The organism is Rhodococcus sp. NPDC056516, assembly GCF_042794655.1.
GTDB lineage: Bacteria > Actinomycetota > Actinomycetes > Mycobacteriales > Mycobacteriaceae > Rhodococcus_F.
The window spans coordinates 277210-300646 of the sequence record NZ_JBHTTG010000002.1; the positions used below are offsets into that span (position 1 = coordinate 277210).

The following is a 23437-nucleotide window of genomic DNA, read 5'->3' on the forward strand; positions in this document are numbered from 1 at the left end:
AACTCTTCACGACACACTGCTGACACTGTTCTCTACTACGGACGATGGTAGACCGCAGCCATGGAGGAACCGAATCGACCCGGACAGCCAGGACCATTAGGCTGGGTTACGCAGTGGAGGGACACCCACCCTCGCAATCCACGTACACCATGTCAGGAGACATCTGCCAGTGTCGATCACAGACGAGATCCACGTCCTCACGCAACCCGTCCACCCCTCGGACTGGACCGACCTGGACACCAAGGCTGTCGATACCGCCCGCGTGCTCGCCGCCGACGCGGTTCAGAAGGTCGGCAACGGCCATCCCGGAACTGCAATGAGCTTGGCGCCGTTGGCATACACCCTCTTCCAGCGCGTCATGCGCCACGATCCTTCGGATGCAGAATGGGTCGGCCGTGACCGCTTCGTTCTTTCCTGTGGCCATTCGTCCTTGACGCTGTACACCCAGCTCTACCTGTCGGGCTACGGTCTCGAGCTCGCGGACCTCGAAGCTCTCCGCACGTGGGGCGCTTTGACCCCCGGCCACCCCGAGGTCGGCCACACCGTCGGCGTCGAGATGACCACGGGTCCGCTGGGCCAGGGCCTCGCCTCCGCAGTTGGTATGGCGATGGCTGCGCGCCGTGAGCGCGGGCTGTTCGATCCGGAGACCCCGGTCGGCTCCTCCCCCTTCGACCATCACATCTACGTGATCGCGTCCGACGGTGACATCGAAGAAGGCGTCACCTCCGAGGCGTCGTCCCTCGCCGGTGTCCAGGAACTGGGCAACCTCGTCGTCTTCTACGACGACAACAAGATCTCCATCGAGCACGACACCACCATCGCTCTCGGCGAAGACGTCGGAAAGCGCTACGAGGCGTACGGCTGGCACGTTCAGCACGTCGAGGGCGGCGAAAACGTCTCCGGCATTCTCGACGCAGTCGCTGCGGCCAAGGCCGTCGTCGATCGCCCGTCGATCATCCTTCTCCGCACCATCATCGGTTTCCCGGCTCCGAAGAAGATGAACACCGGCGACGTCCACGGTTCCGCCCTGGGTGCCGACGAGGTCGCTGCGGTCAAGGAAGCCCTCGGATTCGATCCGAGCAAGTCCTTCGACGTCGACGCCGACGCTTTGGCTCACGCCCGTGAGGTCGTCTCGCGCGGCGCCGACGCACGCAAGGCATGGCAGGTCGAGTTCGACGCGTGGGCTGCACGTGAGACCGAACGCAAGGAACTCTTCGACCGCCTGTTCGCCGGCGAATTCCCCGCCGGCTGGGCCGACGCTCTCCCGACCTACGAGGCCGACGCCAAGGGCGTTGCGACTCGCAAGGCCTCCGGTTCGGCACTCAACGCGCTCGGACCGATCCTGCCCGAACTGTGGGGCGGCTCCGCTGACCTCGCGGGCAGCAACAACACCACCATCAAGGGCGCAGATTCGTTCGGCCCGTTCTCCATCTCCACCAACGACTGGAATGCGCAGCCTTACGGCCGCACGCTCCACTTCGGCATCCGTGAGCATGCGATGGGCTCGATCCTCAACGGCATCGCGCTGCACGGCCCGACCCGCCCGTACGGCGGAACCTTCATGGTCTTCTCCGACTACATGCGTCCGGCCGTTCGCCTGGCTGCACTGATGAAGACTGCCGTCACCTACGTCTGGACCCACGACTCCATCGGTCTCGGCGAAGACGGCCCGACGCACCAGCCGGTCGAGCACCTGGCCGCACTGCGCGCCATCCCGAATCTCGCCGTCGTCCGCCCGGGTGACGCCAACGAGACCTCGTTCGCGTGGCAGGCAGCACTCGAGAACAAGACGGGACCGACCGCTCTGGCTCTCACCCGCCAGGACATCCCGGTTCTCGAAGGCACCAAGGAGAAGGCTGCCGAGGGCGTCAAGCGCGGCGCGTACGTTCTCGTCGACGCAGCCAACGGTTCGCCCGAGGTCATCTTGCTGGCCACCGGTTCCGAACTGCATCTGGCCACCGAGGCTCGTGAGACCCTCGAAGCTCAGGGCGTTGCAACCCGCGTCGTTTCCGTGCCCTGCCTCGACTGGTTCCTCGAGCAGGATCAGGCGTACCGCGACGAGGTCATTCCGCCCGCCGTCCGCGCACGCGTGTCCGTCGAAGCCGGCATCGCAATGCCGTGGTGGCGCATCCTCGGCGACGCCGGTCAGGCCGTCTCGCTCGAGCACTACGGCGCCTCCGCCGATTACAAGACCTTGTACCGGGAGTTCGGCATCACTGCCGACGCGACTGTCGAAGCCGCGCAGCGCTCCCTCGCAGCTGTGAAGGGATGATCTCGATGACACAGAACGTGAATACCGAAAAGCTCTCCGCTGCAGGCGTTTCCATTTGGCTCGACGACCTCTCGCGAGATCGCATCCAGTCCGGCAACCTGCAGAACCTCATCGACACGAAGTCGATCGTGGGCGTCACGACCAACCCGTCGATCTTCCAGGCAGCCCTTTCCAAGGGCTCGGCTTACGATGCTCAGGTTCGTGAGCTCGCACAGCGCGGCGCCGATGTCGACGCCACCATCACCGCGGTGACCACCGACGACGTCCGCGCTGCGTGCGACATCCTGGCTCCGCAGTTCGAGGCGTCGAACGGAGTCGACGGCCGCGTGTCCATCGAGGTCGATCCTCGCCTGGCACACGACACCGACGCCACCGTCGCGCAGGCGATCGAGCTGCACAAGATCGTCGATCGCCCGAACGTCCTGATCAAGATCCCCGCGACGCTGGCAGGCATTCCCGCCATCGCCAAGGTGATCGGCGAGGGCATCAGCGTCAACGTCACCTTGATCTTCTCGGTCGAGCGCTACGAAGCAGTCATGGGCGCATACCTCGAAGGTCTGGACACCGCCAAGGCTGCCGGCCGCGACATCTCGTCCATCGAGTCGGTCGCCTCGTTCTTCGTCTCCCGCGTGGATTCCGAGATCGACAACCGCCTCACGGCAATCGGCACGCCGGAAGCTATCGAGCTTCGCGGCAAGGCTGCACTCGCAAACGCTCGCCTGGCGTACAACGCCTACCAGCAGATCTTCGAGGTCCAGCCCCGCTTCCAGGCTCTCCTGGCAGACGGTGCCAAGGCTCAGCGTCCGCTGTGGGCGTCGACCGGCGTGAAGAACCCGGATTACCCGGACACGCTCTACGTCACCGAGTTGGTTGCACCCAACACCGTCAACACCATGCCGGAGAAGACGCTGGACGCTCTCGCCGACCACGGCGAGATAACGGGCGACACCATCTCGGGTACCGCTCAGGAATCACAGGCGGTCTTCGATCAGCTCGCCGCTGTCGGCATCGATCTTGCGGACGTGTTCACGGTCCTCGAAACCGAGGGCGTCGACAAGTTCGAGGTGTCCTGGAACGAGTTGCTCGACGCAACTGCCGAGCAGCTCCGCGCAGCAACCCAGAAGAGCTGAGCCTGTGAGCGATTCCGCGGCGGCATCAGATTGGGTGAATCCCCTTCGGGACAGCACCGACAAACGGCTTCCGCACATTGCGGGGCCCTGCGCCCTGGTGATTTTCGGTGTTACCGGCGACCTTGCCAGGCGCAAGCTCATGCCAGCCATCTACGACCTCGCCAACCGTGGACTGTTGCCGCCCGGATTCGCTCTGGTCGGGTTCGCCCGGCGTGACTGGACGGACGAGGACTTCGCGAACGTCGTCCTCGAAGCAGTCAAGGACGGTGCTCGCACCAAGTTCCGTCAGGACGTGTGGGAGCGGCTCGCCGAAGGCATCCGGTTCGTGGAGGGCAGTTTCGACGAGGCCGAGGCCTTCCAGCACCTGTCCGACACGTTGTCCACGCTCGACAACGAGCGTGGCATCGGCGGCAATCACGGCTTCTACCTCGCGATTCCGCCAAACGCATTCCCTCAGGTTCTCGAACAGCTGTCCGCCTCCGGTCTCGCGCAGGCCGAGGACGGTCAGTGGCGACGCGTGGTCATCGAGAAGCCGTTCGGTCACGACCTCGAGAGCGCTCGCGAACTGAACGCCGTCGTCAACAAGGTGTTCCCCGAGGACACGGTCTTCCGTATCGACCACTACCTCGGTAAGGAAACGGTCCAGAACATCCTGGCTCTGCGCTTCGCGAACCAGCTGTTCGATCCGATCTGGAACGCGCACTACGTCGACCACGTTCAGATCACGATGGCCGAGGACATCGGCCTCGGTGGACGCGCCGGGTACTACGACGGTATCGGCGCGGCCCGTGACGTGATCCAGAACCACCTGCTGCAATTGCTCGCGTTCACGGCGATGGAAGAACCCATCAGCTTCGAGCCGCTCAATCTGCAGGCGGAGAAGATCAAGGTCCTCTCTGCAACTCGCCTCGCAGAACCCCTCGACGAGACCACCGCCCGCGGCCAGTACGCGGGCGGCTGGCAGGGTGGGCTGCCGGTGGTCGGGCTCCTCGAAGAAGACGGCTTCGCAGCGGACTCCATCACGGAGACCTTTGCCGCCATCACCCTCGAGGTCGACACCCGCCGCTGGGCGGGTGTGCCGTTCTACCTGCGCACGGGCAAACGACTCGGCCGTCGCGTCACAGAGATCGCAGTGGTGTTCAAACGGGCACCACACCTGCCGTTCGACAAGACGATGACCGAAGACCTCGGCCAGAACGCTCTGGTCATCCGCGTGCAGCCCGACGAGGGCGTCACCATGCGGTTCGGCTCGAAGGTTCCCGGATCGAGCATGGAGGTCCGTGACGTCAACATGGACTTCTCGTACGGTCAGGCTTTCACCGAGTCGTCACCGGAGGCGTACGAGCGGCTCATTCTCGACGTGTTGCTCGGCGAGCCGTCCCTCTTCCCGGTGAATGCCGAAGTTGAATTGTCCTGGGAGATCCTCGATCCCGTCCTCGAACACTGGGCTGCCGGCGGTAAGCCGGAACCCTACGAGGCCGGAACGTGGGGACCACCGTCTGCGGACGAAATGATGCAACGCACCGGACGCGAATGGAGGCGACCCTAGTGATTCTCGATTTGCCGTCCACCACCACGGTCCAGGTCAGCAAGAAACTGGTCGAGGTACGTAAGACCGGCGGCGCTGTCACCTTGGGGCGAGTGTTGACGCTCGTCGTCTGCACCAGGGACACCGGGAACGCCGAAGAAGCCATCGAGGCTGCCAACGAAGCCAGCCGCGAGCACCCGTGCCGCGTCATCGTGCTTCTGCGTGGCGACGAGCAGAGTGAACCTCGGCTCGATGCTCAGATCCGTGTCGGCGGCGACGCCGGCGCCTCGGAGGTCGTGGTCCTGCGTCTCTACGGTCCGCTTGCGGATCACGAGAGCAGCGTCGTCATCCCGTTCCTGCTCCCCGACACCCCAGTAGTCGCGTGGTGGCCCCTCGAGGCACCCGAGATTCCGGCGAAGGACCCCGTCGGGAGGCTCGCGATACGGCGCATCACCGATGCGACCGGTGCCCCTGATCCGACGGCCACCATCAAGGGGCGACTCGCGTCGTACACCGCCGGTGACACCGATCTCGCTTGGAGTCGCGTCACCTACTGGCGCGCGCTGCTTGCGTCGGCTCTCGATCAACCGCCGCACGAGAAGATCACCTCCGCAGTGGTCTCCGGTCTCAAAACCGAACCGGCACTGGATATTCTCGCCGGTTGGCTGGCGGCCAAGATCGACGGTCCGGTCATTCGGCGTACGGGTGAGCTGACCGTCGAGCTGAAGCTCGAGACCCGCAGCATTTCCATCAGTCGCCCGCAGGAGGGCACGACTGCAACGTTGATCCGTACCGGTCAGCCCGACGCGCTGGTTTCTCTGGGTCGCCGAGAGACACGCGATTGCCTCGCCGAGGAATTGCGTCGACTCGATCCCGACGAGATCTACGAGGAAGCTCTGGCCGGATTGGAGAAGGTGACCTATGAGTGATGTTGTCGTAGAGAAGTTTTCCGACGCCGGCCAACTCGTCGATGCTGCTGCCGCACGCCTGGTCACGACCATCGTCGAGGCCCAGAAGGCTCGCGGGTTCGCATCCATCGTTCTGACCGGTGGCGGAACCGGGATCGCACTTCTCGAGAAGTTGCGGAATGCTCCCGGCGACATCGACTGGTCTCAGATAGACCTGTACTGGGGCGACGAGCGGTTCCTGCCGTCCGGCGATCCCGAGCGGAACGAAGTGCAGGCGCGAGAGGCGCTCCTCGATCACGTCCCGGTCGATCCCGACCGAGTACATGCGATGGCCGCATCCGACGGTATCTACGACGGTGATCCCCACGGTGCGGCGACGGCGTACGAACAACTGCTGGGCGCTCAGGCACACGGCAATCAGGTTCCGACGTTCGACGTGCACCTGCTCGGCATGGGTGGAGAAGGACACGTCAACTCGTTGTTCCCGCACACCGACGCCGTTCGCGAGGAAGCTCGTTTCGTTGTCGCGGTGACGGACTCCCCCAAGCCGCCACCGGTACGGATCACCCTGACGTTGCCCGCTGTTCGGCGTGCCAAAGAGGTCTGGCTGCTCGTATCCGGCGCAGCAAAGGCCGAGGCCGTTGCCGAAGCCGTTGGTGGTGCCTCGGCCGAGGACTGGCCGTCCGCCGGAGCCACCGGTTTGGTTGCGACGCGTTGGTTCCTCGATACAGACGCTGCCTCGCAGCTTCCGTGATCTGATTTTCACAGATCTGATTTTCACACCGGCCGGGAATCGTCTTCGGGCGATTCCCGGCCTGGTGGAAGGTCGACGACTTTCTCACAGCGGCGAGTTTCGATTACCCGCCGACTCCGGATCAAATGCGAATTTCCTTTTGACGGAACGGAACTCAATCCCGAGATCCCGTTCCTCCAACGGGCACTCTGCCCGACACAACGATTCATCTCTCCCCCTGTTTCGCTCCCCCGAGCAATTACTACCTTGGACGCCGCGGATCAAGGTTCGGTTCCGCAGATCGCCGTCGCTCTTGAACGAAGCAAACCGGACGGGAACAATCGAACAATGTCGTGGACACCGAATCCGGACGCTCTCCGCGGGCGAGTAGCTGTTGTCGCCGGGGCGACGAGGGGCGCCGGACGCGGAATCGCCGCAGCCTTGGGTGAGGCGGGTGCAACTGTCATCTGCACTGGTCGGAGCACATCTGCCGGGATACTTCAGTCGGACTACCCGCGCGGCGAGACCATCGAAGAGACTGCGGAACTTGTCACCGCACTGGGCGGCGTCGGAGTGCCGATTGCCGTCGATCACCTCAAGAGCAAACAAGTGGCTGATCTCGCCGAACGCTTGCGCGCCGACTACGGACACATCGACATCTTGGTCAACGACATCTGGGGCGCGGAATTGCTCAAGGGTGGGCCGGCGGAGTGGAACACACCGGTATGGGAACACGATCTGGACAAGGGCTTTCACATCTTGCGCCTGGCGATCGACACTCACATCACCACGTCGCATCACCTCCTGCCGCTGATGATCGATCGACCTGGTGGACTGGTCGTCGAAATAACCGACGGCACTACCGAATACAACGCGTCGAACTATCGCATCTCGGTGTTCTACGACTTGGCGAAAGTATCGGTGAACCGGCTCGCCTTTTCGCAAGGCCACGAATTGGCCCCGTTCGGATGTACTGCCGTCGCCATCACTCCGGGGTTCCTGCGATCGGAGATGATGCTCGACAATTTTGGTGTCGGCGAATCGAATTGGCGTGACGCGCTGTTGCCGAATCGGGATGGTCCGACTGCGCCACCGGATTTCGCACGCTCCGAGTCACCGAGATTCATCGGACGTGCGATCGCGGCCCTCGCCGCCGATCCGAACCGCAAGCGATGGAATCAGCGATCTGTCAGTTCCGGCGAACTCGGAACCGACTACGGGTTCACCGACGCCGACGGGAGCCAACCCGATTTTTGGCGGACCAACTGAATCCGACTGCGATTAGGATCCGAGCATGGCCGAATTCGCGACGATCGACGGATACATCGCGTCGTTTCCCGCCGACGTGCAACCAGCCCTCGAAAGCATCCGCGAGACGATTCACAACACGGTTCCAGGCCTCGATGAAACCATCAGCTATCAGATGCCGACCATGACGGTGAACGGCAAGAACCTGGTTCATTTCGCAGGCTGGAAACACCACATCTCGATGTACCCACTGCCGGCGGGTGACGCAGAGTTCGAGAAGTCCGTCGACCCGTACCGATCCGCGAAATCAACCGTGAAGTTCCCGCTGAACAAACCGATCCCCCTCGATCTCGTGGCTCGGATCGTCGAATTGCTCGCGCAGCGCCACTAGCCTCAGTTCCGGTCGGAGCCTTGTGAGAACGTATGGCCGTGCAGAGACAACCCATCCGCCGCATCAAGGCCGGGCCATCGTCGGGCGCTGACGTAGGCAGTTGGCCGATGACGGTTCCTGCGGTCGCGCAGATCGTTGAGGACGGTCTCGAACTTCCACCGGGTGTCACGATTTTGGTCGGCGAAAACGGAGCCGGGAAGTCGACCGTCATCGAAATTCTTGCCGCCGTTCTCGGGCTCAATGCCGAAGGCGGGTCGACCAATACGCGGCATCAGACCCGATCGAGTGAACCGGGCGGCCTCGGCCTTCTGGTCGAGCGGAGCCCCGGCGCGTCGAAATGGGCGTACTACCTTCGGGACGAAACCTTGCACGGGTTGTACACGTACCTGGAGGACAACCCCAATCTCCGGCACCCTGAACCGCAGTATCATCAGCTTTCCCATGGAGAAGCGCTGCTCGAGATCTTGTCGTCGAGGACCTCCGACGGCGGGTTCTATCTCATCGACGAACCCGATGCCGCCCTCTCCTTCCAAGGAACGTTGACGCTCGCCGCGTTGCTCGGTGAGCTGGTGGACTCCGGCGCACAGGCAGTGATCGCGTCGCACTCGCCGATCATCGCGGCGCTCCCGAACGCCAACCTGCTCGAGATCGGCGAATGGGGAATCAGAACCGCAGGATGGGAAGACCTCGATCTCGTCTCGAACTGGCGACGGTTCCTTCACGACCCACAGACGTACCTGCGCCACCTGATCTAACCTGGAACTCCACCCCCCAGGAGGCCTCCATGGCATACGACAAAGCGCTAGCTGAGCGTATCCGCGACGCGCTCTCGGGCGAGGACGACGTCGAGGAAGTAAAGATGTTCGGTGGCCTGAGTTTCATGGTCAACGGGAAGCTGGCCGCCAGCGCGAACTCACACGGCAACATCATGGTTCGTTGTGCCCCCGATCGTGTCGACGAGCTTCTGACGCACAAGGGTGCAAGTTGGCCCGAGATGCGGGGTAAGCCGATGAGCAAGGGATGGATCGTCGTCGACCGAACCGGAACGAGTTCGAACGTCGAATTCAATGCGTGGATCAAGGAAGCGCTGGACTTCGTTCACTGACTGGTACTGCCGGTTCGATCAATTTCGGTCGATTCGGCAAAAGTGAACTGGGCGGCCCTTAGACTCCGGAAAAGCATTGGATTGGGCGCCTCGACGCCGCGGAGGAAAGGTGGTCCGTCCCGTGACGTTCACACCCAATCAGCCGGATCACCAACGCGCCTTCGGCTTTCAGCCGCCGACGACCCGCGCAATTCCCTCCCTCATGCCCGACCGTTTCGGACCGAATCTCGTCGGATCGTTGTGGGCGTGCGCCGGAATCGTCGCCGGCAGCCTCGGCCCGTGGACGTCGTCTTCCGCCCTCGACCACAGTGGTATCGACGAATGCGGGGCGATCACTCTCGTCCTCGCGATGTGCGCGGTCACTGCACTGATCGCGATCATGGTCCGCGACGTCACCCCCGAGATGAAAAATCACTGCACCGGACCGCTGGTGGGGATCGCTGTCTTGATCGTTGCCGTCGGAAACGCCGCGGCCATCGTGGGACGTAGTCCCGAGGTCACCTGGCCGTCCATCGGGTGGGGACTGTGGGTGGTCATCGCGTCCGCAGTGATCCTGTGCATCACGTCGTCGACCGTCGCGCACATGATCAGGTTTCAGGCAGCAATGATCACAAGGTCTTGATCAACCCGCCGTCGATCACGAAATCCGCGCCTGTCACGTTCCCCGCACGATCGCTGGCGAGGAACAACACCAGGTCGGCAACCTCTTCGGGGAAGGTGAACCGCCCAGTCTCGGCGCCGGCCGCGGCGCTTTCGACGATGTCGTCGGCGGCTGATCCACTCGCCTTCGCCAACGTCGATGCCACACCGTGCTTGCCTAGCCACAACTCCGTTTGCACCGGCCCAGGACTGACGGTGTTGACGCGGATCCCTTTCCCGCCCAGCTCTTTCGACAACGACTTCGAGAAGTTGGTCAGCGCTGCTTTGGCGGCGCTGTAGTCGATCACCGTGGGGTCGGGCAGGAAGGCGTTGACCGAACTGATCGTCACGATGCTCCCGCCGCCTCGGCGGATCAACTCCGGTAACGCGGCGCGAACCGTGCGCACAGCCGACAAGAACGTCAGATTGAACGACGACGCCCACTCGTCGTCCGTGATACTTGCGAAACCACTGGTTCTCGGAGTGACAGCACCGACGTTGTTGACCAGGATGTCGATGCCGCCCCGTCCTGCTGCGACCTCGAGCAGTCGAGTTGAGCCTTCGGCACTCGCCAAATCGACCGCAACAAACGTGACGGCGCCTCCGGACTGCAGCGATTCGAGTTCAGGTGAGAGCGTCCGAGAGCCGGCGACAACATGGACGCCCTCGGCGACCAACGCCCGCGTGACAGCCAGTCCGATACCCTTTCCCGCGCCGGTCACCACGGCGGTTCGCCCGTCCAATTTCAGATCCACTGCGGTCCCCGTTCGGTCCTGCGCGCAGCGGGAGATGTGCGTGCGACAGCCCTAGAGTCGCCGCACGCACACCGTGGTAAACCTGCCGGCCTATCCGCTGTCACACCTAGCCACTGTTACACCTAGCCACTGTTGCGAAGTGCAGTCGCCAGGCCGTTCATCGTCAGCTGGATGCCCCGACGCACCTGGTCGCTCTCGTCGCCGGACCGGTATCGACGGATCAGCTCGACCTGTAGATGGTTGAGAGGTTCGAGGTACGGGAACCGGTTGTGGACCGAACGCTCGAGGCCCGAGTTGTCGGCAAAGAGGTTCTCGTTTCCCGTGATTGCCTTGTACATGCGAATTGTGCGTTCGTGCTCGTCGGTGATCATTCCGAAGACTCGATCGCGTAGTTCTGCGTCGGGGACGAGGTCCGCGTAGCGAGCCGCCAAACCGAGGTCCGACTTCGACATCACCATGGCCATGTTCGAGAGCACGGTTCGGAAGAACGGCCACTTCTCGTACAGGGCCGTCAACGTGGCAAGCCGACTGTCGTCTCCGTCGATCCATCGTTCGAACGCGGCACCGGTGCCGTACCAACCCGGAAGCATCACGCGAGACTGACTCCACGAGAGCACCCAGGGAATTGCACGCAGGTCGGAGATCGCCTTGGTCTGCTTGCGAGAGGCAGGGCGAGAACCGATGTTGAGTGCCCCGATCTCGGCGACCGGTGTGGACGCTTCGAAGTACTGCACGAATCCTGGTGTGTCGTGCACCAGTTCGCTGTACGCGGTGCGGGCGAGGGCGGCAAGCTCGTCCAATACTGCATAGGCCGCGTCTGCATCGCTGCCGAGACCTTCGACGTCGAGCAACGTCGACTCGATAGTCGCTGCAATCAGTGTTTCGAGGTTGCGATGCGCGAGGCGCGGTTCGGCGTACTTGGCGGCAATCACCTCACCCTGCTCGGTGATTCGCAAAGAACCAGCGACTGCACCGGGAGGCTGAGCCAGAATCGCTTCGTAGCTCGGTCCGCCGCCACGTCCGACCGTTCCACCGCGGCCGTGGAAGAGTCGCAATCTGATTCCGCTCTTACGCGCGGCATCGACAAGGTCGAGCTCGGCACGGTACAGCGCCCAGTTGGCAGCTAAATAGCCACCGTCCTTGTTGGAATCGGAGTACCCGAGCATCACTTCCTGACTGTCACCGCGGGATCGGACGATCGCACGGTAGATCGGGATGTCGAGCGTCGCCAGCAGTGTGTCGGCGCCGCCCTGCAGATCCTCGATCGTCTCGAACAACGGAACGATGCCGATCGGGCAGGAGGGTTCGCTGCCGACGCCGGGATCGAGCACCCCGACCTCTTTGAGCAGCACTGCGGCCTCGAGCATGTCACTGACCGAGGTACACATGCTGATGATGTAGTTGGGTACCGCACCCGCTCCGAGAACCCGCACTGCCTTCGCGCCGGCTGCCATGATGGCCAGTTCCTTGGTGGTCAATTCACTGAACTCGGCGTCCGGTGAAGTCAGCGGTCGCCTCGTGGTCAGCTCGGCCGACAACAATTCCACTCGCTCGGCCTCCGGCAAGGACGCGTAGTCCGGGTGAACGCCGGCCCACGCCAGAAGTTCTGCGACGACGCTTTCGTGAACCTCGGAGTTCTGCCGCATGTCCAGGCCGGACAGGTGAAAGCCGAACACCTCCACCGCTTCTCGGAGCCGATCGAGTCGATCGTCGGCAATGGTCTCATCGCCGAAACGACGCAGCGAGGTGTCGATGATTCCGAGATCCCGCTGTAGTTGTGCCGGATCGGTGTACGCCTCGAGACCGTCATCGGAACCGTGAGCGGGCAACTCCCCCAGCACCGACAATGCGGTGGCGCTCAATCGCCCACGGATACCACGAATCGCGCGACGGTACGGCTCGTCGGCCCGGAATGCCGAATCGTCGCCGGAAGTGGACGCCAGCAGATCGAGTTCGGGCGTGACGGAAACCAGCCGCGCCGACATCGACAGTTCACGCTCGAGATGTTCGAGTTCCTCGAGGTGATGCTCGAGAGCAGTCGCCGCAGCGCGCGACGTGGCGCGCTGGACGATTTCGCCGGTCACGTACGGATTGCCGTCTCGGTCACCGCCGATCCACGAACCCGGCCTCAGGATCGGTTCCGGCAGGAGCCCGGCGTCCGGCCAACGAGTGCGCAGAGCTTTGCGAACCTCGGCGTTGATCTTCGGAATCACCTCGAACAACGCTGCGTCGTAGTAGCGCAGGCCTACCTCGATTTCATCCTGGATGCGGAGGCGGCTGAGCCGGATCAGAGCCGTCTGCCACAGGGTCAGGATCTGACGGCGCAATTGCAGATCGACATCAGCGGTTTCTGCGACGCTCAGCGCCGTGCGCTCGCGGTATCGCATCAACTCAGTGATCCGACTCTGCGTCTCGAACACCGTACGGCGTCGAGTCTCCGTCGGGTGAGCGGTGATGACGGGTGAGACCAGGGCACCCCGAAGCGCTTCTTCGACGGTGGCCGAATCGATATCGGCTGCATCAAGTTTGGTGTACGTGGCCGCGAGAGTGCTGTCGCGGGGCGGTTCCCCCGCGTTGACGTGGATGGCCCGTCGACGCTCGCGATGGATGTCCTCGGCCAGGTTGGCGAGCAGTGCGAAGTGACTGAACGCCCGGATGACGGGAATGGCGTCGTCCGTACTGATTTCGGCGAACAGCGACACCAGTTCGGCGCGATCGATCTCCGAACGACGGACTCGGAACGACTCGACACGGGCTCGCTCGACCAGATCGAACACATTGTCGCCGGCTTGCTCTCGCACTATTTGTCCGAGTATTCCGCCGAGAAGCCGGATGTCTTCGCGCAGCGGCTCGGTGGCCTCTCGCGGTGTTTCTCGATGCGACGCGGTTTCAGTCATCACACAATTATCGACCGAAACAAAGAACCCCGCTCGATAGGCGGGGTTCCGTGTCTGAAATTCGTGGGTGAGGTATTAACGACTGTACGAGCCGACAATCAGGCGAACTTGATCTCCAGGCCGATGCCGACGATCGAAATGAGCCAGATCAACGCGGTGAAGACCGTCAACCGGTCGAGGTTCTTCTCGACAACAGTCGATCCGGACAGGCTGGACTGGACACCGCCACCGAACAGACTCGACAAACCGCCGCCCTTACCGCGATGCAGGAGCACCAAGGCGATGAGGAGCAAGCTGGTGATGACCAGCAGGATATCCAGGAACAGTTTCATGTCTGTCTACGTCCACCAATCCAATAGGGACAACTACAACCGGTAACACCATACAGGCGCGCACAGATAGCCTGACCACATACCCGCCTTGCACACACCTCTGCACCCGGCCAGGCACGACTCTTGGTCAGTGGCATCGATCACACCGTCGAGATACCGATTCAGTAGTTTTTCAGTTGATGCGACTCTACCTCCGAAAGGCCCGTTCCATGCTTTCCGACACTGCCCTGCCCGACACTGCCCTGCCCGACACTGCCCTGCCCGACACTCCACGTCTGGCTTCGATTCACAACTTCCGCGATGTGGCCGGCCACGGGTACGTCACGACCAGTGGACAGGCGATGAGCCGAGGAGTCTTCTACCGCGCAAACGTTCTGACACCCTCGCCCGAGGATCTCGCAATCGTGGAATCGCTGGGGCTGACAGCCGTCTACGACGTTCGATCCGAAACCGAAGCGAACGAAACTCCCGACATCGTGCCAGCTCCGGCGATGTACGCCCACATTCCCATCCTGTCCGGCAACATCCACGCCGAAGCAATGGCTCTCCGAACAGCTGACGCTGCAACAGCTTTCATGCAGAACATCAATCGTAGTTTTGTCGCGGATCCCGTCACTCGGAACGGATTCTCGCAGTTGTTCGCCGCCCTGGCGACCACCGAGGGGCCGCAGCTCTTCCACTGCACGGCGGGCAAGGACCGAACAGGTTGGGCGGCAGCACTACTGCAGACACTCGCCGGTGTGCCGCACGAAACGATCACGGCGGACTACCTGCTCACGAACACGTACTCGGCCGAGTACATCGATGCAACAGTCGCGAAGATCGCCGCTGCCACAGATGCAGACAAGGGCGAGGTCATCCGATTGCTGCTTTCCGTCGACGCGAGTTACCTGGGCGCCGCCTTCGAAGAGGTGGAGCACCACTACGGGACCGTCGAGAACTATCTGACCGCCGGGTTGGAGCTTGCTCCCGAACTCGTCGGCGCTTTGGAAACCAAACTCGTGAGCTGATCCGGCGAATCAAAAAACTGCGGGTGTGTGACCTACTCGGTCACACACCCGCAGTTTCAGCGTCATGCAGTTTCAGCTCACGACCCGATCACGGGAGTGGACCGCCTGCAGCGATCGCAGACAGTGTCGCGAACTCGTCAGCCTTGAGTGACGCGCCGCCGACAAGAGCACCGTCGACGTCGGTCTGGCCGACGATCTCTCCGACGTTCTTGGAGCTGACGCTACCGCCGTACAGGACGCGAACGCCGGCTGCGACCTCGGCGTCGGCAAGTTCGGCGACTGTTGCTCGCACCGCAGCGCACACTTCCTGTGCATCTGCGGCAGAAGCGACACGGCCGGTGCCGATGGCCCAGACAGGCTCGTACGCGATGACGATCTTGGAGATCTCCTCCGCGCTCAGGCCCGCCAACGAACCCTTGAGTTGGTCGACGTTGTAGGCGACGTGCTCGCCCGCTTCGCGGATCTCGAGGCCTTCGCCGATGCACACGATCGGCGTAAGGCCGTTCTTGAGAGCAGCCTTCGTCTTCGCGAGGACGGTCTCGTTGGTCTCACCGTGAAGGGTGCGACGCTCCGAGTGACCGACCACGACGAAGGTGCATCCGAGCTTGGCCAGCATGGAGCCGCTGATCTCGCCCGTGAACGCACCCGAGTCATGAGCCGAGACATCCTGCGCGCCGTAGGTGAGGAGGAGCTTGTCGCCCTCGATCAGCGTCTGGACGCTTCGGATGTCGGTGAACGGCGGGATAACCGTGACGTCCACTTTGTCGAAGTACTTCGCAGGCAAGGAGAAAGCGATCTTCTGCACCAGGGCGATAGCCTCGAGGTGGTTCAGATTCATCTTCCAGTTGCCGGCGATCAACGGCTTACGTGCCATGTCGGATCAGCCTTCCAGTACTGCGATGCCGGGCAGCTCTTTACCCTCGAGGTACTCGAGGGAAGCGCCACCACCGGTGGAAATGTGCGAGAAGCCCTCGTCCGGGATACCGAGCTGACGAACGGCTGCTGCGGAGTCGCCGCCGCCGACGACGCTGAAGGCACCCTTCTCGGTCGCCTCCACGATTGCCTCGGCGACACCGCGGGTGCCTGCCTCGAACTTCGGGAACTCGAACACGCCCATCGGGCCGTTCCAGAACACGGTCTTGGCGCCGGTCAGGATCGCGGCAAAGCGCTTGACCGACTCCGGTCCGATGTCCAGACCCATCCAACCGTCGGGAATCTCGTCGAACGGAACGATCTTCGACTCGGCATCGGCCGAGAAGGAGTCCGCGACAACAACATCCTGAGGGATGTGGATGACGTCGGCGTACCGGTCGAGGAGATCCTTGCAGGTCCCGATCATGGACTCTTCGCACAGCGAATTGCCCACGGACACACCCTGAGCCGCGAGGAACGTGTAGAACATTCCGCCGCCGATCACCAGAGTGTCGACCTTCGGTGCCAGTGCCTCGATGACGGCCAGCTTGTCCGAGACCTTGGAGCCGCCGAGCACCACCGCGTACGGACGCGCTGCGTCCTGTGTGAGCTTGGCGAGCACCTCGACCTCGGCGCCGACGAGGTAACCCGCGTAGTGCGGGAGCAGCTTCGCGACGTCGAAGACCGACGCCTGCTTGCGGTGAACAACACCGAATCCGTCGGAGACGAATGCGCCGTCGTCACCGACCAGCTCGACGAGAGCCTTGGCGAGCTTGACCCGCTCGGCTTCGTCCTTGCTGGTCTCGCGAGGGTCGAAACGGATGTTCTCGAGCATCAGGACGTCACCGTCGGTGAGTCCTTCGGAACGAGCCAGCGCGTCCTGTCCCACGACGTCACCGGCGAGTTGCACGTTGCGACCGAGGATTTCGGCCAACTTCGCGGCAACCGGTGCGAGGGAGAACTTGGGATCGGGCTGACCGTCGGGGCGCCCGAGGTGCGCGGTCACGATGACCTTCGCTCCACCCTCGGCAAGTGCCCGCAGGGTGGGAGCGGACGCGACGATGCGGCCCGGGTCCGTGATTTCTCCGCCATCCAACGGGACGTTGAGGTCGGAACGCACCAGTACGGTGCGCCCCTCGACCCCAGCGTCCAGCAGATCCTTCAGCGTCTGAACTGCCACTGTTATCGAAACTCCGCTCAGAGAGACTTGGCGACGAGGCCGATGAGGTCGGCGAGGCGGTTGGAGTAGCCCCACTCGTTGTCGTACCAGGAAACGATCTTGACCTGGTCGTCGATGACCTTCGTCAGACCCGAGTCGAAGATCGACGAGTGCGGGTCGGTGACGATGTCCGAGGAGACGATCGGTGCGTCGGTGTACTTCAGGATGCCCTTGAGGGGTCCTTCGGCAGCAGCCTTCATCGCGGCGTTGATCTCGTCGGCGGTGGCCGACTTCTTCAGGTTCGCGGTGAGGTCGGTGACCGAGCCCGTGGGGATCGGCACGCGCAGTGCGTAGCCGTCGAGCTTGCCGAGCAGCTGCGGGAGGACCAGGCCGATTGCCTTGGCTGCACCGGTGCCGGTGGGAACGATGTTGAGGGCGGCTGCGCGGGCGCGACGGAGGTCTGCGTGCGGAGCGTCCTGCAGGTTCTGATCCTGGGTGTACGCGTGGATCGTGGTCATCAGACCCTTGACGATGCCGAACTCGTCGTCGAGAACCTTGGCGATGGGGCCGAGGCAGTTGGTGGTGCACGACGCGTTGGAGATGATGTTCTGGCTGCCGTCGTACTTGTCGTCGTTGACGCCCATGACGATGGTGATGTCTTCACCCTTGGCCGGAGCCGAGATGATGACCTTCTTGGCGCCGGCTTCGAGGTGTCCCTTGGCCTTTGCGGCGTCGGTGAAGATGCCGGTGGACTCGACGACGACGTCGACGCCCAACTCGCCCCAGGGAAGTTCGTTCAACGGGCCGCGGTGTGCGAGGGCCTTGATGCGCTGATCGCCGACAACGATCGTGTCGTCACCGTCGAGCGACACGTCGTACGGCAAACGGCCGAGGATGGAGTCGTACTTCAGCAGGTGAGCGAGCGTCGCATTGTCAGTCAGGTCGTTGACTGCCACGATCTCGATATCGGTGGTTCCGAGCGCCTTCTGCGCATCCACCGCCCTGAAGAAGTTACGTCCGATACGGCCGAAACCGTTTACGCCAACCCGGACAGTCACAATTCGCTCCTTTGACCATGATTCTGGTGTGCAACTTGACCCACGCATACTCCGAATCCGTGTGTGCACGACGCGGACGTGGGGTTCATCGGTCGATGTGACTCATACCCTAATGCGCGTGGCCCGAACGTGCGCAGCCCACCCTGACGGAGGGCAGGTCACCCCTCTTCGAGTAGCTCCGCATTCACTGCCGATTCGGTGTCGGGTATGCCCGTTTCCTTTGCCTTGCGATCAGCCATGGACAGCAGGCGACGGATACGTCCGGCAACGGCGTCCTTGGTCATCGGCGGGTCCGCCAACTGGCCCAGTTCCTCGAGGGACGCCTGTCGATGCTCGACGCGCAGTGCGCCCGCCGCGGCGAGGTGATCGGGCACGTCCTCGCCGAGGATCTCCAACGCACGCTCGACGCGTGCAGCAGCGGCAACGGCAGCGCGAGCCGAGCGTCGCAGGTTCGCGTCGTCGAAATTGGCGAGGCGATTGGCGGTGGCGCGGACCTCGCGTCGCATCCGTCGCTCCTCCCACACCAGACGCGTGTCCTGGGCTCCCATGCGCGTCAGGAGATCGCCGATGGCCTCGCCGTCGCGGATCACCACACGATCCGTTCCGCGAACCTCACGTGCCTTTGCCGAGATCCCGAGACGCCGCGCAGCTCCGACCAATGCCAGTGCGGCTTCCGGGCCCGGGCAGCTCACTTCGAGCGCCGACGAACGGCCGGGTTCGGTCAGGGAACCGTGCGCGAGGAACGCTCCGCGCCAAGCTGCTTCGGCGTCGCCGACACTTCCGCCGACCACCTGCGCAGGCAGGCCGCGAACCGGGCGTCCGCGAAGATCGAGTAGTCCCGTCTGGCGGGCGAGCGCCTCACCTTCCTTCGCCACACGCACGATGTAGCGAGCGGACTTACGAAGTCCGCCTGCACTGAGTACGTGAACGTCGGCGCTGTAAGTGAACAGGTCGAAGATCTCCCGGCGCAGACGTCGCGCCGTGGAGCCCAGATCGACCTCCGCTTCGACGACCACCCGGCCGCCGACTATGTGGAGTCCACCGGCAAAGCGCAGCAACGCGGAGACCTCTGCCTTGCGGCAGCTGACCTGAGTCACCACTAACCGGCTCAGTTCGTCCTTGACCTCCGCTGTCATTGCCACGAAGCGTTCTCCCTCTGTTCTTCGGAATACTGTTCTTGCCGGGAAGGCTGGTCTTGCCGGGAACGCTGTGTCGAATCCCTCACTGCCGCACTGCTCGACAGTTCGGCCAACACGTCGGCCAGTTTTGCCGGATCGTGTACATGCGCTGCGCCCGGTGAGGTGTCCGCGACTTCCGCGTACCTCACTTCGGCCGAAAATTGATCCGCCGCACGCTGCAGATGTTCACGTTCGCGCCCGGCCGGTACCGACGCCGAGTCGACCACTACGTAGTCGACCCGGAAATCGGGCACGTGTTGGGAGAGTACGTGCAGGTGACGCTCTGCGGAGAATCCGGCTGTCTCCCCCGGCTCGGGGGCGAGATTGAGCACCAGCACTTTTCGAGCCTTCGTCGACGAGAGTGATTCGACGAGTTCGGGTACCAGGACGTGCGGGATCACGCTCGAGAACCACGATCCGGGTCCGAGGACCACGAGATCGGCACGATCGATCGCGGTCACGGCGTCGGGGCACGCGGGAGGATTGGACGGGAGCAGTCTCACGCGCCGGACCTTGCCCGGCGTCGTCGCGACGGCAACCTGTCCACGAATGCAGCGGCTGACGCGGGGGTCCTCTTCGAGTCCTTGAACGTCGGCTTCGATCTCGAGCGCGATCGGCGACATCGGCAACACACGGCCGCGGATTCGCAGCAGTCGCGCCATCTCGTCGAGCGCGACCACTGGATCACCGAGCACCTCGGTGAGGCCGGCCAGGATGAGATTGCCCACCGAGTGCCCGGCGAGCGCGCCGACCCCGCCGAAGCGATGCTGGATGGTCCGCGTCCAGTCGACTATCTCGGGTTCGTCGGACGCCAGAGCCGCCAGCGCCATCCGTAGGTCGCCGGGCGGGATGACGCCGAGCTCGGCGCGCAGCCGGCCCGAGGAACCACCGTCGTCGGCGACCGTGACCACCGCGGTGACGTCGACAGTCAGGCGTCTGACGGCTTGGAGGGTGGCGAACAATCCGTGCCCGCCGCCCAGAGCGACGATGGCCGGCCCCTCGAGTGCTTCCGGCGAGCGCTGTGTCGGTTCACTCATTCGCGCCCCAGATCCCGGTGCACGATGCTGACCGAGATGTCTTCCTCGGAACCCAGACGCCTCGCGAGAGCTTCGGACATGGCCACGCTGCGGTGCTTACCGCCGGTGCACCCGACCGCAATTGTCATGTAGCGCTTTCCTTCTCGTCGATATCCAGCGATCGTCAAATCCACCAGATGACGGTAGGTGTCGAGATAGTCTTCGGCGCCCTCTCGGGACAACACGTAGTCGCGGACGTCGGCATCTTGACCGGTGTGCGGACGAAGTTCGGGGATCCAGTGGGGATTGGGCAGGAATCGAACGTCACAGACGAGATCGGCATCCATCGGCAGGCCGTACTTGAATCCGAACGACTGAACCGTCACCTTCATCGTGCGGTTTGCATCGTTCCCGAACGCGGTTTCGATCTTCTGACGCAGCTGATGAGCCTTCAACGCCGACGTGTCGATGACCAGATCGGCGGCCGCCTTCACCACGGCCAACTGCCGACGCTCGGCTGCGATCCCCTCGGACAACGTGCCGTCGATGCCGTCGTTCTGCAAGGGATGGCTGCGGCGCACCTGTTCGAACCGCCGGATCAACACGTCGTCCGATGCTTCGAGGTAGAGCACCCGGGTGTGGATCGGTTCCGCCTCGAGTTCGGTGAGCACCCAACCGAGGTCTCCGGTGAAGAGTCGACTTCGCACGTCGATCACGACGGCGAGACGATCGACCGGCGGATCGGAGGTCAAGCTCAGACCGACCATCCGGGAAATCAGCTCAGGTGGCAAATTGTCCGCGACATACCAGCCGAGGTCTTCGAGCACCTTGGCCGCGGTACTCAAACCTGCTCCGGACAATCCCGTCACCAGCAGGAAATCCATCGTTCGACTGTCTTTGGCGCTGTCGGTAGTCACTGTGCACTCGGCCCCGTCGTCGGCATGGACAATTCTCGCGACTCGGAGCCCTCGTCACCGCTACCGGATTCAGCGCTGGGCGCGTCAGCAGACGTAACAGATGATTCGGATTCCGTGTCCAGCTCATCATCCCCTACCGCGGCGGGCAGCGCTCGAGCTTCAGCACCCGCATCGGCCGCAGCCGAATCCGTTCCCAGTGCGGCCAGAACTGCTGTGGCGGTGGTCTCACCGATACCAGGGACCTGCATGATCTCCTCGACCGTTGCCGTTTTCAGCTTCGCCACGGAACCGAAGTGAGCCACCAGAGCGGTACGACGGGTTTCACCGAGCCCCTTGACCGAGTCCAACGCCGAAGCCGTCATGCGCCTCGAGCGCTTGCTGCGATGGAAGGTGATCGCGAAGCGGTGAGCTTCGTCGCGGATGCGCTGCAGTAGGTACAGCGACTCACTCGTTCGGGGAAGGATCACCGGATCTTCCTCGCCCGGCACCCATACCTCTTCGAGGCGCTTGGCCAACCCGACCACCGCGACGTCGGTGACCCCCAACTCGTCGAGGACAGCAGCTGCCGCCGTGACCTGAGGGGCGCCGCCGTCCACGACGAACAGATTGGGTGGATACGCGAAGCGCCGAGGCCGACCGGTGGCCGGGTCGATCGCCGCTTCGGGAGCGAGATCCCCGCCGTCCGCGTCCATGGTCGACGCCGAGGCCGCCAGAACGCCCAGGTCGCGGTTGTGGCGCAGGAACCGCCTGCGGGTGATCTCGGCGATACTCGCCACGTCGTCGGAATGACCGTCGCCGGCAGCTTCCTTGATCGCGTAGTGCCGGTAGTCCGACTTGCGCGGGAGCCCGTCCTCGAACACGACCAGTGACGCCACGACGTCGGTTCCCTGGACGTGACTGATGTCGATACATTCGATTCGTAGCGGAGCCGAATCCAGGTCCAGCGCTTCTTGAATGCCCTGCAGCGCCGCTGATCGTGAAGTGAAATCCCCGGCGCGCTTCAGCTTGTGCTGCGCCAGAGCCTCTTTCGCGTTTCGCTGGACTGTTTCGGCGAGGTCCTTCTTGTCGCCGCGTTGCGGAACCCGCAGTTGCACTTGCGATCCCCGAAGCTCGCTCAACCACGCCTGGATCTCGGTCGCGTTTGCCGGCAGAACCGGCACCAGAACTTCCTTGGGTACGGCACTGATCCCGGCCCCGGAGCCCGCTCCCGGGTCGAGGGCCGCCTGCTCGCCGTAGAACTGCGTGAGGAACTGTTCGACCAGAATCGGCAGGTCCGACTCGGCGTCGAGCGCAGCCCAGTCGATGGCGTCGCCTGCCTTCTCCACGACCCATCCACGCTGACCGCGCACTCGTCCGCCGCGCACGTGGAACACCTGGACAGCGGCCTCGAGATCATCGGTGGCAAAAGCGACGAGATCGGCGTCGGTGCCGTCACCGAGCACCACTGCCTGCTTCTCGAGTGCCTTACGCAAGGCTCCGATGTCGTCGCGCAGACGAGCTGCGGTCTCGAAGTCGAGATCCTCGGAAGCCTGCTGCATGCGCTTCTCGAGGTCTTTGACCAGCTTGTCGGTGCGGCCGGCGAGGAAGTCACAGAAATCTTCGACGATCTGTCGATGCTCGATGGCACTGACGCGGCCGACGCAGGGCGCCGAGCACTTGTCGATGTAGCCGAGCAGACACGGACGGCCGATCTGGTTGTGCCGTTTGAAGACTCCGGACGAGCACGTTCGTGCGGGAAAGACTCGTAGCAGCAGATCGAGAGTTTCGCGGATCGCCCAGGCATGGGAGTAGGGACCGAAGTACCGGACGCCCTTGCGCCGCGGACCGCGGTAGACGAACAACCGCGGGAACTCTTCGTTGAGCGTCACAGCGAGAACCGGATATGTCTTGTCGTCGCGGTACCGCACGTTGAACCGCGGATCGAATTCCTTGATCCAGTTGTACTCGAGCTGAAGCGCTTCGACTTCGGTACTGACGACGGTCCACTCGACGCTGCCGGCAGTGGTCACCATCTGCCGCGTACGGGGATGAAGCGTCGTGACGTCCGCGAAGTACGAGTTCAAACGTGAACGGAGGCTTTTCGCCTTTCCGACGTAAATGACCCGACCATGCGGATCACGAAATTTGTAGACGCCCGGCGCGGCCGGAATGGTTCCGGTAGCGGGGCGGTAAGTCGAGGGATCCGGCACGGTTTCAGGTTAGTCGCCGCCACCGACCGACTCGGAAACGCGCAGGATGCGGGCACCGAA

General features: G+C 63.3%; 21 protein-coding genes. 11 read left to right on the forward strand and 10 right to left on the reverse strand.

The annotated features are described in order from the left end of the window. The first annotated feature begins 169 nt into the window (after positions 1-169). The 10 genes from tkt to ACFQ6Y_RS06305 all read left to right on the forward strand — a co-directional run bounded on the left by tkt (position 170) and on the right by ACFQ6Y_RS06305 (position 9937). A complete protein-coding gene (gene tkt / locus ACFQ6Y_RS06260; RefSeq protein WP_378533111.1) occupies positions 170-2272 on the forward strand; it encodes a transketolase in 2103 nt (700 codons plus the stop codon). 5 nt (positions 2273-2277) lie between these two features. Beyond that, positions 2278-3402 (forward strand): transaldolase, encoded by a 1125-nt coding sequence (gene tal / locus ACFQ6Y_RS06265; RefSeq protein ID WP_378630247.1) that lies wholly within the window; start codon positions 2278-2280, stop codon positions 3400-3402. 4 nt (positions 3403-3406) lie between these two features. Next, on the forward strand, positions 3407-4951 hold the full coding sequence (gene zwf, locus ACFQ6Y_RS06270) for a glucose-6-phosphate dehydrogenase (RefSeq protein ID WP_378630249.1): 1545 nt from the start codon (positions 3407-3409) through the stop codon (positions 4949-4951). Beyond that, the gene (gene opcA, locus ACFQ6Y_RS06275; protein ID WP_095970270.1) at positions 4951-5859 is read left to right on the forward strand and encodes a glucose-6-phosphate dehydrogenase assembly protein OpcA; all 909 of its coding nucleotides are present in this window, start codon (positions 4951-4953) and stop codon (positions 5857-5859) included. Before zwf ends, opcA begins: the two co-directional genes overlap by 1 nt. Then, positions 5852-6592 (forward strand): 6-phosphogluconolactonase, encoded by a 741-nt coding sequence (gene pgl, locus ACFQ6Y_RS06280; protein ID WP_378630251.1) that lies wholly within the window; start codon positions 5852-5854, stop codon positions 6590-6592. Before opcA ends, pgl begins: the two co-directional genes overlap by 8 nt. A gap of 327 nt (positions 6593-6919) precedes the next feature. Then, on the forward strand, positions 6920-7840 hold the full coding sequence (locus tag ACFQ6Y_RS06285) for an SDR family oxidoreductase (protein WP_378630254.1): 921 nt from the start codon (positions 6920-6922) through the stop codon (positions 7838-7840). Between the two features lie 25 nt (positions 7841-7865). Continuing rightward, on the forward strand, positions 7866-8210 hold the full coding sequence (locus ACFQ6Y_RS06290) for an iron chaperone (RefSeq protein ID WP_378533121.1): 345 nt from the start codon (positions 7866-7868) through the stop codon (positions 8208-8210). 32 nt (positions 8211-8242) lie between these two features. Next, positions 8243-8965, forward strand: coding sequence for an AAA family ATPase (locus ACFQ6Y_RS06295; protein WP_378533123.1), 723 nt, complete (start codon positions 8243-8245; stop codon positions 8963-8965). Between the two features lie 29 nt (positions 8966-8994). Continuing rightward, the gene (locus ACFQ6Y_RS06300) at positions 8995-9315 is read left to right on the forward strand and encodes a TfoX/Sxy family protein (protein WP_230815565.1); all 321 of its coding nucleotides are present in this window, start codon (positions 8995-8997) and stop codon (positions 9313-9315) included. A gap of 121 nt (positions 9316-9436) precedes the next feature. Then, positions 9437-9937 (forward strand): hypothetical protein, encoded by a 501-nt coding sequence (locus ACFQ6Y_RS06305; RefSeq protein WP_378533125.1) that lies wholly within the window; start codon positions 9437-9439, stop codon positions 9935-9937. Here ACFQ6Y_RS06305 and ACFQ6Y_RS06310 read toward each other — a convergent pair. From ACFQ6Y_RS06310 to secG, 3 genes are all read right to left on the reverse strand, one after another. Beyond that, complete coding sequence (locus tag ACFQ6Y_RS06310; protein ID WP_378630256.1) at positions 9924-10709, reverse strand: oxidoreductase; 786 nt, start codon at positions 10707-10709, stop codon at positions 9924-9926. The two genes, ACFQ6Y_RS06305 and ACFQ6Y_RS06310, sit on opposite strands and share 14 nt — an antisense overlap. A gap of 122 nt (positions 10710-10831) precedes the next feature. Beyond that, positions 10832-13606: a phosphoenolpyruvate carboxylase gene (gene ppc, locus ACFQ6Y_RS06315; RefSeq protein WP_378544314.1), complete on the reverse strand. Its 2775-nt coding sequence runs from the start codon at positions 13604-13606 to the stop codon at positions 10832-10834. A gap of 98 nt (positions 13607-13704) precedes the next feature. Then, complete coding sequence (secG, locus tag ACFQ6Y_RS06320; protein WP_003944946.1) at positions 13705-13938, reverse strand: preprotein translocase subunit SecG; 234 nt, start codon at positions 13936-13938, stop codon at positions 13705-13707. A 209-nt stretch (positions 13939-14147) separates the two neighbouring features. Here secG and ACFQ6Y_RS06325 point away from each other — a divergent pair, with 209 nt between their 5' ends. After that, on the forward strand, positions 14148-14948 hold the full coding sequence (locus tag ACFQ6Y_RS06325) for a tyrosine-protein phosphatase (RefSeq protein WP_378630258.1): 801 nt from the start codon (positions 14148-14150) through the stop codon (positions 14946-14948). 88 nt (positions 14949-15036) lie between these two features. On the opposite strand, the gene tpiA is transcribed toward ACFQ6Y_RS06325, so the two are convergent. The 7 genes from tpiA to uvrC all read right to left on the reverse strand — a co-directional run bounded on the left by tpiA (position 15037) and on the right by uvrC (position 23377). Next, on the reverse strand, positions 15037-15822 hold the full coding sequence (gene tpiA / locus ACFQ6Y_RS06330) for a triose-phosphate isomerase (protein ID WP_042445664.1): 786 nt from the start codon (positions 15820-15822) through the stop codon (positions 15037-15039). Positions 15823-15828: 6 nt separating this feature from the next. Then, a complete protein-coding gene (locus ACFQ6Y_RS06335) occupies positions 15829-17040 on the reverse strand; it encodes a phosphoglycerate kinase (RefSeq protein ID WP_283304640.1) in 1212 nt (403 codons plus the stop codon). Positions 17041-17057: 17 nt separating this feature from the next. Further along, positions 17058-18077 carry a type I glyceraldehyde-3-phosphate dehydrogenase gene (gene gap / locus ACFQ6Y_RS06340; protein WP_003944851.1) on the reverse strand — a complete coding sequence of 340 codons (1020 nt, stop codon included), beginning with the start codon at positions 18075-18077 and terminating at the stop codon, positions 17058-17060. Between the two features lie 158 nt (positions 18078-18235). Further along, complete coding sequence (gene whiA, locus ACFQ6Y_RS06345; RefSeq protein ID WP_230815559.1) at positions 18236-19219, reverse strand: DNA-binding protein WhiA; 984 nt, start codon at positions 19217-19219, stop codon at positions 18236-18238. Further along, on the reverse strand, positions 19210-20292 hold the full coding sequence (gene yvcK / locus ACFQ6Y_RS06350; RefSeq protein WP_378533136.1) for a uridine diphosphate-N-acetylglucosamine-binding protein YvcK: 1083 nt from the start codon (positions 20290-20292) through the stop codon (positions 19210-19212). Before yvcK ends, whiA begins: the two co-directional genes overlap by 10 nt. Then, positions 20289-21188, reverse strand: coding sequence for an RNase adapter RapZ (gene rapZ / locus ACFQ6Y_RS06355; protein WP_172436543.1), 900 nt, complete (start codon positions 21186-21188; stop codon positions 20289-20291). Before rapZ ends, yvcK begins: the two co-directional genes overlap by 4 nt. Further along, positions 21185-23377 carry an excinuclease ABC subunit UvrC gene (gene uvrC, locus ACFQ6Y_RS06360; protein ID WP_378630260.1) on the reverse strand — a complete coding sequence of 731 codons (2193 nt, stop codon included), beginning with the start codon at positions 23375-23377 and terminating at the stop codon, positions 21185-21187. Before uvrC ends, rapZ begins: the two co-directional genes overlap by 4 nt. Positions 23378-23437 lie beyond the last annotated feature (60 nt).

What these genes read in the sequence shown, in the direction of transcription:
- tpiA (WP_042445664.1), bottom strand. Translation starts at nt 15,822, where the DNA reads ATGGCACGTAAGCCGTTGATCGCCGGCAACTGGAAGATGAATCTGAAC.
- secG (WP_003944946.1), bottom strand. Translation starts at nt 13,938, where the DNA reads ATGAAACTGTTCCTGGATATCCTGCTGGTCATCACCAGCTTGCTCCTC.
- yvcK (WP_378533136.1), bottom strand. Translation starts at nt 20,292, where the DNA reads ATGAGTGAACCGACACAGCGCTCGCCGGAAGCACTCGAGGGGCCGGCC.
- ACFQ6Y_RS06295 (WP_378533123.1), top strand. Translation starts at nt 8,243, where the DNA reads ATGGCCGTGCAGAGACAACCCATCCGCCGCATCAAGGCCGGGCCATCG.
- ppc (WP_378544314.1), bottom strand. Translation starts at nt 13,606, where the DNA reads ATGACTGAAACCGCGTCGCATCGAGAAACACCGCGAGAGGCCACCGAG.
- ACFQ6Y_RS06300 (WP_230815565.1), top strand. Translation starts at nt 8,995, where the DNA reads ATGGCATACGACAAAGCGCTAGCTGAGCGTATCCGCGACGCGCTCTCG.
- pgl (WP_378630251.1), top strand. Translation starts at nt 5,852, where the DNA reads ATGAGTGATGTTGTCGTAGAGAAGTTTTCCGACGCCGGCCAACTCGTC.
- ACFQ6Y_RS06325 (WP_378630258.1), top strand. Translation starts at nt 14,148, where the DNA reads ATGCTTTCCGACACTGCCCTGCCCGACACTGCCCTGCCCGACACTGCC.
- ACFQ6Y_RS06290 (WP_378533121.1), top strand. Translation starts at nt 7,866, where the DNA reads ATGGCCGAATTCGCGACGATCGACGGATACATCGCGTCGTTTCCCGCC.
- tal (WP_378630247.1), top strand. Translation starts at nt 2,278, where the DNA reads ATGACACAGAACGTGAATACCGAAAAGCTCTCCGCTGCAGGCGTTTCC.
- ACFQ6Y_RS06285 (WP_378630254.1), top strand. Translation starts at nt 6,920, where the DNA reads ATGTCGTGGACACCGAATCCGGACGCTCTCCGCGGGCGAGTAGCTGTT.